Consider the following 14,521-nt stretch of genomic DNA (forward strand, 5'->3'; position numbering starts at 1 on the left):
CTGCCTATAATAATAGACGTTATTTGCGTTACGCTTTGCAAGGCTGCCCACAGAGTCTGTAAATTCTTGTCAGGCCGACTCACGTATCCAGCGCGTCAGCGAGGTACGATCGACATTTAACCGTTTCGCCACTAACGATTTATTATCCCTTTCCGCCTCTAATAATTTTCTCAAAATACGCAGGAGAATCGTTTTATAATCGCCAGCCAACATCTGGCAGTCGTGGCAGGTACTTGGCTCGCGTCGGTTCCCCTCTTCCAGATCGTCCAGCAAGAGGCGGCCCTCATCCAGCGTTGCCGGGGAGTGATCAATAGAGAGCACCAGCCGTTCGATAATATTGCTTAACTGCCTGACGTTTCCGGGCCAGGCGAAGCGCTGAAGCTCTTGCCACAGCGCCGGGGTTAACGTTAGTGCCGGGCGTTTATAATGCTGGCTGAAACTAGTAAGCAGCGACAGGCCGATGGCTTTGATATCCTCCGGACGTTTGCGTAGCGGGATGGTGGTCACTTTTAATACGTTAAGCCGATAATAAAGATCTTCGCGAAATGCCCCGTCCGCAATGAGCTTCGTTAACGTCTGATTGGTCGCCGCAATCACGCGAATATCAACAGGTATCATCTGGTCTGAGCCCAGCCGCATAATCTGCCGCTCCTGCAATACCCGTAATAAGCGCGTCTGTAGCGGTTTATCCAGTTCGCTAATCTCATCCAGAAAAATGGTACCGTGGTGCGCTAATTCAAACAGGCCTATTTTGCCTTTCGGCGACGCGCCGGTAAATGCGCCGGCGACATAGCCAAAGAGTTCGCTCTCCAGAATCTGAGGGGCCATCGCGCCGCAGTTAATGGCGACAAACGGGCCGTTGACGCGTTGGCTGGCATTATGAATACTTTGCGCCAGCACCTCTTTTCCCGTCCCGCTTTCGCCATTAATTAAGATAGTCGCGTCCGTACCGGCATAATTTTTAATGATCGCCAGACGACGCAGCATTTCCGGGTTTTCGGTAAGCAGATCGTCGAAATGATAGCGGGCGCTCAAGCCACGGCGAGACAGTTCCTGGCGGCGAACATGATGTTCCGCCCCCTGTAAACTGGAGACGGTTTGCATCGTCAACACTACCCGGCTTAACTGTCTGGCCGCAAATACCGGATACAGATTAACCACCATCGCGCCTTGCGGCGTATCGACGACTTTCGCGCTGACGGTTTTTCCCTCACGTAATGTATGCCGCTCCTGGTGCAATACCTGTTTCAGGAAAGATGCGTCATAAATCTCACCGGAGGCGTTAATTTTAAAAAGTTGGCTCGCATATTTATTGTAATGCAGTAACGCGCCGGTATCATCAAGCGTGATAACAGCTTTATCAAACTGATCGAGAATCAGCTGCAGATGATGGCGCTCCAGTAATTGGCTGCGAAAAGCCAGATATAATGAGCGGGCTTCTTCCAGAGCTTCGGTTATTGAGGCGGGGCTGGAATCAAGTAAACGGAATTGCGAGCCCAGCGGTGAAAAATAATCCTGACAAACGGTATCGCCAACAATGCAATCTAATGGCGTGGACGCTAATTGCCGCTTCAGGCAAGAAATCGTTTCTTTATCATTTCCCTGTAAGGTAAAAATTTTATAGTTAATATTTAACTGTTCCGCTACGCGCGCGCATCCTTTGATCACACTGGAAAAGCCGACAATACCGACAGTGCCTTTTTGTCCTTTAAAAGGGATAAGCGCATCAAGAATGTCGTAGCCAGACATTTTAATTTCGACTACCGGTAATTTACTGTGCTTTTTTAATATTTCCGCACAGCCGCCACGACTAATCAGTACCTGGTGCCCACGGGACTCTAATAAAGGTAGCTCATCCAGGATACGATTAAGCGTCGTTTGATGAATAGTGACGGCGTAATCCAACTGCGCGACCAGCGCCTCGGCAGCCTTTGCCAGTTGAGGGTAAGGAGAGACAAAACAGAGAGGAGATGCGGCTATATCTTTCGTCTTATTCATCACTCACCATCCTGTTGGTTTATGAACGGGCGAGACCGCCCGTCGTGATTTATTTTCCGCCGAAACGCTAACCGCCTGCGGCGGCTGGGTTCAGTTTACGATCGTAGCGTTTTTTTATCCATACGGTCAGGAAGGGGGCGCACAGAGCGGTAATAATCGTCGAGGCCGCCACCTGCGCCGCCGCCGTCGACGCCAGGTCAGTAAAATGCGGATCGAGCAGCGCGATTGCCGCTGGCGTCGCGACGGCGTTGCCAGAGGTGGTGGATACCGCCGCGCCTGCCACGCCGCTGCCTCCCGTCACACGATCGGCGAAAATATTAAAAAATCCGCCAATCGCCACCGTCATGAGTCCCAGTAAAATGCCTGAAGAACCTGCCGTGATAAGTCTTGCGAAATCAATACCGTATCCTAACCCAAAGGCAAAAAAGGGAATCGTTACCACGCTGCCCTGTTTAAGAAACTTGCGCATGTCCTCATCCAGATTACCCAAAATCATGCCAATGATAATGGGAATAATAACCGCCACCAGATTCATAAAGGGTATCGACACCATGCCTGCCGACCCTAACGCCAGCATGGTGAAAAAGGGACCATCGTTCAACGATATTACCGCAATCGCGCCGCCGTCGGTTTCATCGCCGTACTCCCCCACCAACGCGGCATATAACCCACTGTTTGAGTTGGTCATCGCCGAAATAATCGCTAAAGCAGACAGACCTAATAACCCATCCGGGCCGCAAAATTTTCCGACCAGAATGCCAATAATCACGCCGCTGGCAAATTTCGCAAAGGTGATCGCAGCGCCTTTTTTCAGCGCTTTCGGCGCGGCTTTAAACTGGATATCCGCGCCCATACAGACTAAAAACATGCCTAAAATCGCCATTGCGCCATGCGAAATAGAGGTGACAAAACCGCCTATTTCCAGCGCCTCCGGCGCAAAGGTTTTAAACAATGCGCCGATGATCAGCGGTACAACCATCATACCACCAGGAAAACGTTCCAGTGTTTTTTTAATTTTCATAGCTTATTCCCAGGAGATAACCGGACAGCTTGTGCTGCCCGATTTGGTATCAGAACGTCGGCGCGATCTTATAAATAGAGAATTCGTTATGACCTAAATCTTCTGATTTAGTCGTTTTCCCATTCGCGACGCGTAAAATTTCCTGATAAATTTCCTCGCCCATTTGCGTAATAGAAGCCTCGCCAGACATAATGGCGGACACATCAATATCAATATTGTCCTGCATCATTTCCCACGTTGCTTTATTACCCGTAATTTTTATTACCGGCGCTATTGGGTTACCGGCAGGCGTTCCGCGACCGGTAGTAAAAATAACGATCTGCGCTCCACCCGCCACCATGCCGGAAATAGATTCAATATCCTGCCCTGGGGTATCCATAATCCACAGGCCAGGATGCGTTGGGCTATCGGCATATTCCAGTACGCCCTGTAGCGGCGCATGACCTGCTTTATGCATACAGCCTAACGATTTTTCTTCAATGGTAGTCAACCCGCCTTTAATATTGCCCGGCGTCGGCTGTCCCCCGCGAATATCCTCGCCCAGCGCTTTTGCTCGCGCCTCGCAGCCGACCACTAAATCAATGAGCTGTTGACCAACCTCCGGCGTCACCGCGCGTTTCGCCATCACATGCTCGGCGCCAATAAATTCCGTCGTTTCAGAAAGAATTGAGCTTCCGCCGCAGCGTATCAGCTTATCCGAGGCGACCCCGCAGGAAGGGTTAGACGCCAGCCCCGATGTCGTATCTGACCCGCCGCACTCCATCGCCAGCAGCAGCTCGCTAACCGGTGCTTGCTGCGGTTTTTGCATGGAGAGTTGTTGCGCATAGTCGCGGGCCAGCGAAATCCCCCTGGCCTGACATTTAAGCGTGCCGCCCTCTTCCTGAATGGTAATGCAGGAAGTCGGTTTGCCAAATGCGGTAATCTCTTCTGCGATGCGCAGCGGCTCCGCGCCTTCACAGCCTAAGCCCACAACCACAATAGCGCCGACGTTGGGATTATTCGCCACATTAATCAATGTCTTTTCCGTCAGACGCGCATCGCCTGCCACCTGGCAGCAGCCAAAATCGTTATTCACCCATGTCGCGCCTTTTACCTGCCGGGCAATATCCTGAGCAACTTTATTCGCACAAACGCTGGTAGGTAAAATCAGTACATAATTACGGATGCCAAAACGGCCGTCAGGGCGGCGGAAACCCAAAAAAGTCTCATTGCTCATAATCATTTTCCCTTGTTTTATATTATTTCCAGTCACCACGTCCGCGTTCGCTTTCCACATTGTGGACGTGCACATAGTCGCCACTTTTTATTTCCTGAGTGGCGCGGCCAATGGATTCACCATATTTATAAACTTCGCCATGAAAAGGCACATCGCAGATGGCGAATTTGTGGCCAAATGGCACATCCTGATGTAACACAACGCTTATCTCGCGTTCGCCAACGAACATTGTGGCGGTTTCGCCGGCTTTGAGCGCCGTAATAGCCGTCGCGACGCAATCCTGAGGGTGAATCACCACTGCATTTTTTTTCACGATTAACTCCTTTGCTTTAGTCCTGTCTTCCCTAATCAAAAGGCGTGCCATTTTTTAACTGCATGGTTTATATGACTTTATTTTTACAGGCCGATCTGGCGGTGACAGGAACTGCGGTAATTTGCCTCAGTCGTGTCGCATTTTGCGTCACCTCCTCACGGACGCCTGGCGCGACAAATGTTCTACCCCCTGTTTTGACGTGCGTGTTTGGGCTATGCTATGCGGATCTAAACACCACCTCTAAAGCTACATTTGTAGCTGTATCGAAAACAGGACTACTGGCTGCCATGCAAGAGCAATACCGCCCGGAAGAGATAGAATCCAAAGTACAGCTTCACTGGGATGAGAAGCGCACATTTGAAGTGACCGAAGACGAGAGCAAAGAGAAGTATTACTGCCTGTCGATGCTTCCCTATCCTTCTGGCCGACTACACATGGGCCACGTACGTAACTACACCATCGGCGACGTGGTTGCCCGCTACCAGCGTATGCTGGGCAAAAACGTGCTGCAGCCAATCGGCTGGGACGCCTTCGGCCTGCCGGCGGAAGGCGCGGCGGTGAAGAACAACACCGCGCCGGCGCCGTGGACGTACGACAACATCGCGTACATGAAAAACCAGCTCAAAACGCTGGGTTTTGGCTATGACTGGAGCCGTGAAATCGCGACCTGCACCCCGGAATACTACCGTTGGGAACAGAAATTCTTCACCGAGCTGTATAAAAAAGGCCTGGTGTACAAGAAGACTTCTGCCGTTAACTGGTGCCCGAACGATCAGACCGTTCTCGCCAACGAACAGGTGATCGACGGCTGCTGCTGGCGCTGCGATACCAAAGTTGAGCGTAAAGAGATCCCACAGTGGTTTATCAAAATCACCGCTTACGCAGACGAGCTGTTGCGCGATCTGGATAAGCTGGACCACTGGCCTGATACCGTAAAAACGATGCAGCGCAACTGGATTGGCCGCTCTGAAGGCGTGGAAATCACCTTCGATGTGAAGGGTTACGATAACACGCTGACCGTCTATACCACCCGTCCGGATACCTTTATGGGCGCCACCTACCTGGCAGTGGCCGCCGGTCATCCGCTGGCGCAAAAAGCGGCGGCGAATAACGCCGAGCTGGCGGCGTTCATCGACGAATGCCGTAACACCAAAGTGGCCGAAGCCGAAATGGCGACCATGGAGAAAAAAGGCGTCGACACCGGCTATAAAGCGATTCATCCGTTAACTGGCGAAGAGATCCCGGTCTGGGCGGCAAACTTTGTCCTGATGGAGTACGGCACTGGCGCGGTGATGGCCGTTCCGGGTCACGATCAGCGCGACTACGAATTTGCCTCCAAATACGGTTTGACCATCAAGCCGGTGATTCTGGCCGCCGACGGTTCCGAGCCGGATCTTTCCGAACAGGCGCTGACCGAAAAAGGCGTGCTGTTTAACTCCGGCGAGTTCGACGGTCTGGCCTTTGAAGCGGCGTTTAATGCCATTGCCGATAAACTGGCGGAAAAAGGCGTCGGCGAACGTAAAGTGAACTATCGTCTGCGTGACTGGGGCGTTTCCCGTCAGCGTTACTGGGGCGCGCCGATCCCGATGGTCACCCTGGAAGATGGCACCGTGCTGCCGACGCCGGAAGATCAACTGCCGGTTATTTTGCCGGAAGACGTCGTCATGGACGGCATCACCAGCCCGATCAAGGCCGATCCTGAGTGGGCGAAAACCACCGTTAACGGTATGCCGGCGCTGCGTGAAACCGACACCTTCGACACCTTTATGGAATCGTCATGGTACTACGCGCGTTACACCTGCCCGCAGTATCAGGAAGGAATGCTGGATTCGAAAGCGGCAAACTACTGGCTGCCAGTCGACATCTACATCGGCGGTATTGAACATGCCATCATGCACCTGCTCTACTTCCGCTTCTTCCATAAGCTGATGCGCGATGCGGGCATGGTCACCTCTGACGAGCCGGCTAAACAGTTGCTGTGCCAGGGCATGGTACTGGCGGATGCGTTCTATTATGTCGGCGAGAACGGCGAACGTAACTGGGTTTCGCCAGTTGACGCTATCGTCGAGCGCGATGAAAAAGGCCGCATCGTCAAAGCAAAAGACGCAGCGGGTCATGAGCTGGTCTACACTGGCATGAGTAAAATGTCCAAGTCGAAAAATAACGGTATCGACCCGCAGGTAATGGTTGAACGTTATGGCGCGGACACGGTACGCCTGTTTATGATGTTCGCTTCTCCGGCGGATATGACTCTGGAATGGCAGGAGTCCGGCGTAGAAGGCGCAAACCGCTTTATTAAACGCGTCTGGAAGCTGGTTTACGAACACACCGCTAAAGGTCCTGTCGCGGCGCTGAACGTCGATGCGCTGAGCGAAGATCAAAAAGCGCTGCGTCGCGATGTGCATAAAACCATTGCCAAAGTGACCGATGATATCGGCCGCCGTCAGACGTTCAACACCGCCATTGCGGCGATCATGGAGTTGATGAACAAACTGGCGAAAGCCCCGCAGGAAGGCGAACAAGACCGCGCACTGCTTCAGGAAGCGCTGCAGGCCGTCGTGCGTATGCTTAACCCGTTCACCCCGCACGTCTGCTTTACCTTGTGGCAGGAACTGGGTGGCGAAGGCGATATCGACAACGCGCCGTGGCCGGTTGCCGACGAGCAGGCAATGGTGGAAAACACCACGCTGGTTGTCGTGCAGGTTAACGGTAAAGTTCGCGGGAAAATCACCGTACCGGTGGATGCTACCGAAGAACAGGTGCGTGAACGTGCAGGCCAGGAACATCTGGTGGCAAAATATCTTGATGGCGTTACCGTGCGTAAAGTGATTTACGTTCCGGGTAAACTCCTCAATCTGGTTGTTGGCTAAGCGCGGGAGGAAGCGTGCGATATCTGGTAACACTGTTGTTATCTCTGGCGGTGCTGGTCACCGCCGGATGCGGCTGGCATCTGCGTAGCACTACGCAGGTTCCGGCTTCAATGAAAACGATGATCCTCGATTCAGGCGATCCGAACGGTCCGCTAAGTCGTGCGGTACGTAATCAGTTACGGCTGAATAACGTAAACCTGCTTGATAAAGACACAACGCGCAAAGACGTTCCGTCTCTGCGGCTTGGAACGGTGACTATTTCGCAGGATACGGCGTCAGTGTTCCAGGACGGCCAGACGGCGGAATATCAGATGGTGATGACCGTCAATGCCTCGGTATTGATTCCGGGCCATGACATCTATCCTATCAGCACGAAAGTGTACCGTTCGTTCTTCGATAACCCGCAGATGGCGTTGGCGAAGGATAACGAGCAGGCCATGATCGTTCAGGAGATGTACGACAAAGCCGCTGAACAGCTGATTCGTAAGCTGACCAGCGTCCGCGCGGCGGATATTCAGGCGACGAAAGAGGAGGCTACCGCCGACAATGAGACGGCGGCGCCCGCCTCTACGCCAGCACGCGTCTCCACTACGCTGAGTAACTAATGATCAGGTTGTATCCTGAACAACTCCGCGCGCAGCTCAATGAAGGGCTGCGTGCGGCATATCTGCTATTGGGCAACGATCCGCTGCTGCTGCAGGAAAGTCAGGACGCTATTCGTCTGGCGGCTGCGTCGCAAGGCTTCGAAGAGCACCACGCTTTTACTCTCGATCCCAGTACCGACTGGGGATCGCTTTTCTCACTCTGCCAGGCGATGAGCCTGTTCGCCAGCCGTCAAACGCTGGTGCTGCAACTGCCGGAAAACGGGCCTAACGCGGCAATGAATGAGCAACTCGCCACGCTGAGCGAGCTGCTGCATGACGACCTGTTATTAATAGTACGCGGAAACAAGCTCACCAAAGCGCAGGAAAACGCCGCCTGGTATACCGCGCTGGCAGACCGTAGCGTTCAGGTCAGTTGTCAGACGCCGGAGCAGGCGCAGCTTCCCCGCTGGGTGGCCGCCAGAGCGAAAGCACAGAATTTGCAACTGGATGACGCCGCGAACCAACTGCTGTGCTATTGCTATGAGGGCAATCTGTTGGCGCTGGCGCAGGCGCTGGAACGACTGTCGCTGCTTTGGCCTGACGGTAAGTTAACGCTTCCTCGCGTGGAGCAGGCCGTCAATGACGCCGCCCACTTTACCCCTTTCCACTGGGTGGATGCGTTACTGATGGGGAAAAGCAAACGCGCGCTGCACATTCTGCAACAGCTACGCCTTGAAGGCAGCGAGCCGGTCATTCTGCTGCGGACCCTCCAGCGAGAGCTGCTGCTACTGGTAAATCTCAAACGTCAGTCCGCGCATACGCCGTTACGCGCGCTGTTTGATAAACACCGGGTCTGGCAAAACCGTCGCCCCATGATCGGCGACGCGTTGCAGCGTCTCCATCCTGCACAGCTTCGCCAGGCCGTGCAGTTACTGACGCGTACAGAAATTACGCTCAAACAGGATTATGGTCAGTCGGTATGGGCAGATCTTGAAGGGCTGTCGCTCCTGCTCTGCCATAAGGCGCTGGCAGACGTATTTATTGATGGGTGATATGAAATCGTTACAGGCTTTATTCGGCGGCACCTTTGATCCGGTGCATTATGGACATCTTAAACCTGTTGAAACGCTGGCGAATCTGATCGGCTTATCGCGGGTGATTATTATGCCTAACAATGTGCCGCCGCATCGCCCCCAGCCGGAAGCCTCCAGCGCGCAGCGTAAATATATGCTGGAGCTGGCTATCGCCGATAAGCCGCTTTTTACGCTGGATGAACGCGAGCTACAGCGAAACGCGCCCTCTTACACTGCGCAAACGCTGAAAGCATGGCGCGAAGAACAGGGCCCCGAAGCGCCGCTGGCGTTTATTATCGGCCAGGACTCGCTACTTAACTTCCCCACCTGGCATGATTACGACACCATCCTTGATAACACTCACCTGATCGTTTGTCGTCGTCCGGGCTACCCCCTTGAAATGACGCAGGCGCAACACCAGCAGTGGCTGGAACAGCATCTGACCCATACGCCGGACGATCTGCACCAGTTGCCAGCCGGTAAAATTTACCTGGCGGAAACGCCCTGGCTTAATATCTCCGCAACCCTCATCCGCGAACGGCTGGAAAAAGGCGAGTCCTGCGACGATCTGTTGCCGGAAAACGTGCTGAACTACATCAATCAGCAGGGGTTATACCGGTAAGCACATTGCGCAGCGCCGCCAGCAGACGCTCGTTTTGCGCAGCGCTGCGTGTCGCCACACGATAATAGCGGCTGTCCAGCCCCGGGTAGTTAGCGCAGCTACGAATTAAAATCCGCTGCGTCAGCAACCGCCGCTGTAGGTCAATATCCTCTCGCTCACAGCGTAACAACAGATAGTTTGCCCGCCCGGGATAGACCGTCAGCAGGGGGAGCTGACAAAGCGCCTGATAAAACCGGGCACCCTCCTCCCGTAACCAATGCCAGGTCGCCTGTTGCCAGGCGCTATCCTGTAACGCTACCTCACCGGCAAGCGCCGCCAGCGCGTTAACCGACCACGGCATTTGTTGGCGACGCATCCGCGCTACCGCCGCGTCATCGCTGTTGACGAGATATCCCAACCGCAGGCCGGGAATGGCATAAAATTTGGTCAGCGAACGCAGCACCCAGATATGCGGATTATCTTTAAGAGCAGGAATAAAGCCCGTCTCATGCGGAATAAAATCGATAAACGCTTCATCCAGGATCAGGTTAATGTTCAGCGATTTGCAGCGTACGGCAATGGCCTGTAATAACTGCCGCTCCGGCAGCAGGCCGGTAGGATTATTGGGCGTACACAGAAACAGGCAGTCCAGATCGGGCGTCAACGCCTCGAGAATGGCATCGGTAAGCTGCCAGCCATCCGCTTCGCGTAGAGACCAGCGACGAATTTCACAGCCAATTTGCGCCAGCGCCCGGCCATACTCCGCGAAACCTGGCGTGACAATCATTGCACGACGCGGTTTAAGACCGCTCGCCACGGTAAAGATTGACTCCGTCTCGCCATTTCCCGCCAGTATCCACGATGCCGGCACCTGATGATGACGCGCCAGCGCCTGGTGCAAATGAAAATAATCGGCGTCCGGGTAGCGCTCAATGCAGTCCAGATTGTCGATAAGCGCGCGTTTCACGCTGACAGGCATACCCAGCGGATTAATGTTTGCGCTAAAATCCAGTAACTGGTCAGGCGAGATGCCCAACACCGTCGCGGCTTCCCGAATATTACCGCCATGCGCGCTGTTGAATAACGCCATTATGCCTCCGGCCAAAAAACGCTATTTTAGTGAAAAAAACGTTGCGCAATCAGGGGCATTATCATGTTTTGCGCATTTAACCTCATGAGGAATACCATGCGATTGTGGCTGGTGCGTCATGGCGAAACCGAGGCCAATGTCGCCGGGTTGTATAGCGGACATGCTCCCACGCCGTTAACGGAAAAAGGGATTGGCCAGGCGAAAACGCTACATACTTTATTGCGCCACGCGCCATTTGACAGGGTGTTATGCAGCGAGCTGGAGCGCGCGCGCCATACCGCCCGGCTCGTACTGGAGGGCCGGGATGTGCCGCAACACATCTTACCTGAGCTTAATGAGATGTACTTTGGCGACTGGGAAATGCGCCATCACCGCGACCTCACCCATGAAGATGCCGAAAGCTATGCCGCCTGGTGTACGGACTGGCAGAATGCGGTTCCGACCAATGGCGAGGGTTTTCAGGCTTTTACCCGGCGCGTAGAGCGCTTTATCTCGCGACTCGACGCGTTTAGCGATTGCCAGAACCTGCTGATCGTCAGCCATCAGGGCGTACTCAGCCTGTTGATTGCCCGTCTGCTCGCAATGCCCGCCGCCTCGCTATGGCATTTCCGGGTAGAACAGGGATGCTGGAGCGCAATCGACATATGCGAAGGGTTCGCCACCCTGAAAGTATTAAATAGTCGTGCCGTCTGGCGGCCTGAGTGATGAATTTTCCGTTTTTTCTCGCCGCAGCGGTTTCGCCCATTGACAGCCCCCGACAGGCTGTTATTCTCCGCAGCCAGGCTTTTTTCACCTTGCAGAGCTTTGCAGAAATTGTTTTACAAAAATGGCGATGCTTTCTGTGACGTGGGATGGGATGATAATCTGGTTTTAAACGCCGATCCGGCGACATAAGTCCCGGTATCGCTGCTAATTCAGGTATACTACACGGCGTCCCGCCGGAAGGTTAGCGTTAACTCGCAACGCCTTACCGGTCCAGCCTGTTGGCCTTTTTTCTATCGTTATAACGCAATTATTCACCCAGGGGGAAAACTTGCAGGGTAAAGCACTCCAGGATTTTGTTATCGACAAAATTGATGACCTGAAAGGTCAGGACATCATCGCCTTAGATGTTCAGGGTAAATCCAGTATCACCGACTGTATGATTATTTGTACCGGCACCTCCAGCCGTCACGTTATGTCTATTGCCGACCACGTGGTGCAGTCGTCGCGCGCGGCCGGTATGCTGCCATTGGGCGTCGAAGGCGAAAATGCGGCTGACTGGATTGTCGTCGATCTGGGCGATGTGATTGTGCATGTCATGCAGGAAGAAAGTCGCCGCCTGTATGAACTGGAAAAACTCTGGAGTTAATGCGTGAAGCTGCAACTTGTCGCTGTCGGCACGAAGATGCCCGACTGGGTTCAAACGGGATTTACGGAATATCTGCGTCGTTTTCCGAAAGATATGCCCTTTGAGCTGATCGAAATCCCTGCGGGCAAACGCGGCAAGAACGCGGATATCAAACGCATTCTCGACAAAGAGGGCGAGCAGATGCTGGCCGCCGCCGGTAAGAATCGCATTGTTACCCTGGATATTCCAGGCAAGCCGTGGGATACGCCGCAGTTAGCCAATGAGCTGGAGCGCTGGAAACAGGACGGGCGCGACGTCAGTTTGCTGATTGGCGGCCCGGAAGGATTATCTCCCGCCTGCAAAGCGGCAGCGGAACAGAGCTGGTCGCTCTCGGCGTTAACGCTCCCTCACCCGCTGGTTCGGGTTCTGGTCGCGGAGAGTTTGTACCGGGCGTGGAGCATCACAACCAACCACCCTTATCACCGTGAGTGATCGTGAAGTCTTGAGAAGATTAAGCAGCGGATGAAACGACAAAATTCTTTTCGTGACTATACGGCTGAGTCCGCACTGTTTGTGCGTCGGGCGCTGGTCGCCTTTTTGGGTATTTTGCTGCTGACCGGCGTACTGATCGCCAATTTGTATAATCTGCAAATTCTCCGTTTTACCGATTACCAGACCCGCTCGAACGAAAACCGTATCAAGCTGGTGCCAATTGCGCCAAGCCGCGGGATAATCTACGACCGTAACGGCATTCCCCTTGCGCTGAACCGCACTATCTATCAGATTGAAATGATGCCGGAAAAGGTGGATAACGTTCAGCAAACGCTGGATGCGCTACGCAGTGTGGTCGATTTAAACGACGACGATATCGCCGCCTTTAAAAAAGAGCGCGCCCGATCCCATCGCTTTACTTCTATTCCGGTGAAAACAAACCTGACGGAAGTTCAGGTCGCGCGCTTTGCTGTCAACCAGTACCGTTTTCCGGGCGTCGAAGTCAAAGGCTATAAACGCCGCTATTATCCATACGGATCGGCGCTGACCCACGTTATCGGCTACGTATCGAAAATCAATGATAAAGACGTCGAGCGTCTCGACAGAGAAAACAAACTGGCGAACTACGCCGCCACCCATGACATCGGCAAGCTGGGCATTGAGCGCTACTATGAAGATATTCTGCATGGGCAAACCGGTTATGAAGAGGTTGAAGTCAACAACCGCGGTCGCGTTATTCGCCAACTCAAAGAGGTGCCGCCGCAGGCCGGACACGATATCTACCTGACGCTGGATCTCAAGCTCCAGCAGTATATTGAAACGCTGCTGGCAGGCAGTCGCGCGGCGGTGATTGTCACCGATCCGCGTACCGGCGGCGTGCTATCGCTGGTCTCCATGCCAAGTTACGACCCTAACCTTTTCGTGGATGGCATCTCCAGCAAAGATTACTCCGGGCTGCTTAACGACCCGAACACGCCATTAGTGAACCGCGCGACTCAGGGTGTCTACCCACCCGCTTCTACCGTTAAGCCTTACGTCGCCGTATCGGCGTTAAGCGCTGGCGTCATCACCCGTAACACCAGTCTTTTCGACCCAGGCTGGTGGCAGTTGCCGGGGTCTGAGAAACGCTACCGCGACTGGAAAAAATGGGGCCACGGGCATCTGAATATCACCAAATCCCTTGAAGAGTCGGCGGATACCTTCTTCTATCAGGTGGCCTATGACATGGGGATCGATCGCCTGTCAGAATGGATGGGTAAGTTCGGCTATGGTCACTATACCGGAATTGATCTCGCAGAAGAGCGCTCTGGTAATATGCCGACCCGCGAGTGGAAACAGAAACGCTTTAAAAAACCGTGGTATCAGGGCGATACGATTCCGGTGGGCATCGGCCAGGGTTACTGGACAGCGACGCCGATTCAGATGAGTAAGGCGCTGATGATCCTTATTAACGACGGTGTAGTTAAAGTCCCGCACCTGTTAATGAGCACCGCGGAAAACGGTAAACAGGTGCCGTGGGTACAGCCGCATGAGCCGCCGGTGGGCGATATTCACTCCGGCTACTGGGAAATTGCGAAAGATGGCATGTATGGCGTCGCCAACCGCCCTAACGGCACGGCGCATAAATATTTTGCCAGCGCGCCCTATAAAATCGCGGCGAAGTCGGGCACCGCGCAGGTCTTTGGCCTGAAGGCCAACGAAACGTACAATGCGCATAAAATCGCCGAGCGCCTGCGCGACCATAAATTGATGACCGCCTTTGCGCCGTATAACAATCCCCAGGTCGCCGTCGCGATCATCCTTGAAAACGGCGGCGCAGGCCCGGCAGTAGGCACAATCATGCGCCAAATCCTTGATCACATCATGCTGGGCGACAACAACACCCATTTGCCTGCGGAAAACCCGGTGGTTGCAGCGGCGGAGGACCAATAAT

General features: G+C 53.8%; 13 protein-coding genes. 8 read left to right on the top strand and 5 right to left on the bottom strand.

All coding sequences use genetic code 11. The features are described from left to right. Positions 1-69 precede the first annotated feature (69 nt). From EOS98_RS15860 to EOS98_RS15875, 4 genes are all read right to left on the bottom strand, one after another. Complete coding sequence (locus EOS98_RS15860; RefSeq protein ID WP_126524201.1) at positions 70-1,998, bottom strand: sigma-54 interaction domain-containing protein; 1,929 nt, start codon at positions 1,996-1,998, stop codon at positions 70-72. A 67-nt stretch (positions 1,999-2,065) separates the two neighbouring features. Beyond that, complete coding sequence (locus EOS98_RS15865) at positions 2,066-3,019, bottom strand: 2-keto-3-deoxygluconate permease (protein ID WP_000694480.1); 954 nt, start codon at positions 3,017-3,019, stop codon at positions 2,066-2,068. Between the two features lie 49 nt (positions 3,020-3,068). After that, positions 3,069-4,241: a UxaA family hydrolase gene (locus EOS98_RS15870; RefSeq protein WP_001670689.1), complete on the bottom strand. Its 1,173-nt coding sequence runs from the start codon at positions 4,239-4,241 to the stop codon at positions 3,069-3,071. 16 nt (positions 4,242-4,257) lie between these two features. Then, positions 4,258-4,599 carry a UxaA family hydrolase gene (locus tag EOS98_RS15875; protein ID WP_015632837.1) on the bottom strand — a complete coding sequence of 114 codons (342 nt, stop codon included), beginning with the start codon at positions 4,597-4,599 and terminating at the stop codon, positions 4,258-4,260. A 236-nt stretch (positions 4,600-4,835) separates the two neighbouring features. Here EOS98_RS15875 and leuS point away from each other — a divergent pair, with 236 nt between their 5' ends. The 4 genes from leuS to nadD are packed head-to-tail and all read left to right on the top strand — an operon-like array spanning position 4,836 to position 9,697. Then, complete coding sequence (gene leuS, locus EOS98_RS15880; RefSeq protein WP_001157918.1) at positions 4,836-7,418, top strand: leucine--tRNA ligase; 2,583 nt, start codon at positions 4,836-4,838, stop codon at positions 7,416-7,418. A 14-nt stretch (positions 7,419-7,432) separates the two neighbouring features. Beyond that, the gene (gene lptE / locus EOS98_RS15885) at positions 7,433-8,023 is read left to right on the top strand and encodes an LPS assembly lipoprotein LptE (protein ID WP_001269950.1); all 591 of its coding nucleotides are present in this window, start codon (positions 7,433-7,435) and stop codon (positions 8,021-8,023) included. After that, a complete protein-coding gene (gene holA / locus EOS98_RS15890; protein WP_000620491.1) occupies positions 8,023-9,054 on the top strand; it encodes a DNA polymerase III subunit delta in 1,032 nt (343 codons plus the stop codon). The genes lptE and holA overlap by 1 nt, the downstream gene beginning before the upstream one ends. Before the next feature lies 1 nt (position 9,055). Next, on the top strand, positions 9,056-9,697 hold the full coding sequence (nadD, locus tag EOS98_RS15895; RefSeq protein WP_001518902.1) for a nicotinate-nucleotide adenylyltransferase: 642 nt from the start codon (positions 9,056-9,058) through the stop codon (positions 9,695-9,697). On the opposite strand, the gene cobD is transcribed toward nadD, so the two are convergent. Further along, positions 9,672-10,766 carry a threonine-phosphate decarboxylase CobD gene (cobD, locus tag EOS98_RS15900; RefSeq protein ID WP_126524202.1) on the bottom strand — a complete coding sequence of 365 codons (1,095 nt, stop codon included), beginning with the start codon at positions 10,764-10,766 and terminating at the stop codon, positions 9,672-9,674. The genes nadD and cobD overlap by 26 nt on opposite strands. Positions 10,767-10,862: 96 nt before the next feature. Here cobD and EOS98_RS15905 point away from each other — a divergent pair, with 96 nt between their 5' ends. The 4 genes from EOS98_RS15905 (at position 10,863) to mrdA (ending at position 14,520) form a co-directional block, all read left to right on the top strand. Then, positions 10,863-11,471 (top strand): adenosylcobalamin/alpha-ribazole phosphatase, encoded by a 609-nt coding sequence (locus EOS98_RS15905; RefSeq protein ID WP_001241922.1) that lies wholly within the window; start codon positions 10,863-10,865, stop codon positions 11,469-11,471. Positions 11,472-11,799: 328 nt separating this feature from the next. Continuing rightward, entirely contained in the window at positions 11,800-12,117 is a 318-nt protein-coding gene (gene rsfS / locus EOS98_RS15910) for a ribosome silencing factor (protein WP_001161670.1), read from the top strand. Between the two features lie 3 nt (positions 12,118-12,120). Next, positions 12,121-12,588 (top strand): 23S rRNA (pseudouridine(1915)-N(3))-methyltransferase RlmH, encoded by a 468-nt coding sequence (rlmH, locus tag EOS98_RS15915; RefSeq protein WP_000776107.1) that lies wholly within the window; start codon positions 12,121-12,123, stop codon positions 12,586-12,588. Positions 12,589-12,618: 30 nt separating this feature from the next. Next, positions 12,619-14,520 (top strand): peptidoglycan DD-transpeptidase MrdA, encoded by a 1,902-nt coding sequence (gene mrdA, locus EOS98_RS15920; RefSeq protein WP_000828700.1) that lies wholly within the window; start codon positions 12,619-12,621, stop codon positions 14,518-14,520. The last annotated feature ends 1 nt before the right edge of the window (position 14,521 follow it).

Source organism: Salmonella sp. SSDFZ69, from assembly GCF_004010755.1.
Taxonomy (GTDB): Bacteria; Pseudomonadota; Gammaproteobacteria; order Enterobacterales; family Enterobacteriaceae; genus Salmonella; species Salmonella enterica.